Source organism: Nocardia grenadensis NBRC 108939 (assembly GCF_001613445.1).
Lineage (GTDB): Bacteria > Actinomycetota > Actinomycetes > Mycobacteriales > Mycobacteriaceae > Nocardia > Nocardia grenadensis.
Window position 1 is genome coordinate 1 of record NZ_BDCJ01000035.1, and the last position, 2,082, is coordinate 2,082.

Below are 2,082 nucleotides of genomic sequence, written 5' to 3' on the forward strand. Positions count from 1 at the left end.
GACGTAGAGCCTGGAGCCGAGCCTCTGCCATCGCGGTGTCGACGTCGGCGTTGAGCTCCAGCTGGCGGTTCTGGCCCCTCAGGCGGGAGAGGTTGGTCTGCGCCAGAGTGGTGTCGGCGTTGACCTGGATAGCGAGGCGCTGGTTACGCAGAAGGAGTGACCGCAGCTGCTCCTCGGCCATCGCGGTATCGGCTTCGGTGCGCACGCGGGTGGTGCGGCTACGGCTGGCCTGGGCGATAGAGCGCTCCGCGTTGGCGCTGTCTACGTCCAGCTCGACGGGCACCCGTATCCGACGATTGCGCATCTGCTCCTGAAGGCGTTCATCGAACTCGTCGTCGACCTCCGGATCCAGGCCGACCTTCACGCGGATGTTGCGGTTCTGGAGCGCGCGGAGCTGTTGGCTGAATTTGAGGATGTCGGCCTGAGCTTCTTTGAGCCCTTTGCCATCCCACTTCGATCCGATGTCGAATTTCAGATGCGTAATCGTGGACACGGGCACCCCCTGCGAAAGATTGATCCCGGGTTGCCTGCCGGGCCAGGGAGTTAGGTATCGAAATACCGGGCGGCGAATTCTGCCTCGTTGTAGATGGCTTCTTCCCCGTCGTCTTCGTCCTCTTCGGGCTGCATGAGTTCAGCCGGCCGTTTCTGGCGCTGAGGGAGAGGAACGGGGTGCTCATCCTCTTCGGAGTTGACTTCGCCCAATATGTAGTTGGTGAGCTCTTGCTGTTCCTTGATGCCGGCCAGCATGTCTTCGGAGTAGCGGGGCCCGATCGGACCGGTTGCTATTTCGAAGGCCATCCACTCGGACAGTTCCGCTGAGGACATGCCGGACAGCAGTTCATCGACAGTTCGCCCCAGAGCAAGAGCTAGTCGGAAGATGAACTCTCGTCGGGGGCTTGATCGAAACCCTCGGCCAGCTCCTCCACGTCCTCATCGGTCATGGCATTCATTTCCTGGCACTTCTCGAACACCCGACCGAGCGCGGCGATCGACTTGTTACCCAGGGCCTCCACATCGGTCGCGCTGGTGAAGATCCGGTAGCCCTTCTCGTCGACCATGCACAGCGAGACCAGACGAGCCCGGAGGTTGGCCAAGTTGTCCTCGCGCTGGCCCTTCTTGTTGATCTTCACCATGCCGGTCTCGAAGGCGTCGCGCTCTTTCGCGGTCAGCGTGCGCAGCCGGACATCGCCACCCCACTCGGGGACGTGCATTTCTTCGAACTTCAGATCCTCTGCGGCGAGAATCGCGTCTTTTGTCAGCAGTGCCATGCGGGCCTCCTGGGTAGATGGGTTTGCGCGGGCCAAATTGAAAGGACAGGCAGAGGGCCCGCAAAGTCTCTGCCTGTCCGTCTGTGTCAACCGCCTACGGAGCGGTCGATGTCATCTGCGGCTGCATCGAGGCGGGACTGGAATTTCTCGCTCAGCAGCGGCTCGGCGTCCTGCATGGTGTCCATGAACCAAGAGCTGCCACCGCGCTGGGTGAACCACTGGCCTTTGCCTCGCTGGCCGAAAAGCGGATGGCGCCAGCCCTTTTTGAAGAAGGTGTCCAATCCCCGGGGGATAATGGCTTCGTCTTCTTCGGGCATCTTGGTCTGGACACGGATTCCGTCATCCCAGGGGACAACATCCACGCCCTTGGCCACATCCTGTCGAAGGCCGGTGTGTTTGCCCTTGAGGGCCGGCTGAGCCAGGGCTTCGGCGCTCGCTTTCTTGGCAAGTTCCTTGGCGACCTTCGTCAGGTCCTTCGGGAAGTGCTTGCCGAGCTGGCGTTCGTTGCGACCGAGAGCCCTGGCCGCCTTGTTGAAATCGTCCCGGCCACTGGCATCGAGCTCGATTTCACTCATTGGATTACGAGGTCGAGCGGGTGATGCCGGAGCGCTGAGTCGGGAACTCCACCTTGGTCTCGGACAGATCGCCGACTTTGCCCGTGAGCGGCTGGTACTCCATCAGGATGCAGGTACCGGTGTACTCGGGGTTGGTGGCACTCTTGGCCGCAGCGCGAGGGCGCACCTTCACGGTGAACTCCGCGCCATCGGTGTCATAGAGCGGGTACAGGATCGCGTCGACCGAGCCGGCGTCGTAG

Annotated in this window: 5 protein-coding genes; all 5 read right to left on the reverse strand. The window is 61.8% G+C overall.

Translation table 11 applies throughout. The features are described from left to right. Positions 1-493: hypothetical protein (locus NGR01S_RS28055; RefSeq protein WP_157107471.1), on the reverse strand; the 493-nt coding region annotated here is incomplete at its 3' end. Between the two features lie 50 nt (positions 494-543). Continuing rightward, on the reverse strand, positions 544-825 hold the full coding sequence (locus tag NGR01S_RS28060; protein ID WP_063042114.1) for a hypothetical protein: 282 nt from the start codon (positions 823-825) through the stop codon (positions 544-546). Between the two features lie 41 nt (positions 826-866). Continuing rightward, complete coding sequence (locus tag NGR01S_RS28065; protein ID WP_063042116.1) at positions 867-1,268, reverse strand: hypothetical protein; 402 nt, start codon at positions 1,266-1,268, stop codon at positions 867-869. Between the two features lie 86 nt (positions 1,269-1,354). Beyond that, on the reverse strand, positions 1,355-1,843 hold the full coding sequence (locus NGR01S_RS28070) for a hypothetical protein (RefSeq protein WP_063042118.1): 489 nt from the start codon (positions 1,841-1,843) through the stop codon (positions 1,355-1,357). A 4-nt stretch (positions 1,844-1,847) separates the two neighbouring features. Continuing rightward, positions 1,848-2,082 (reverse strand): hypothetical protein (locus NGR01S_RS31675; protein ID WP_218020840.1); only part of this gene is annotated, 235 nt, incomplete at its 5' end.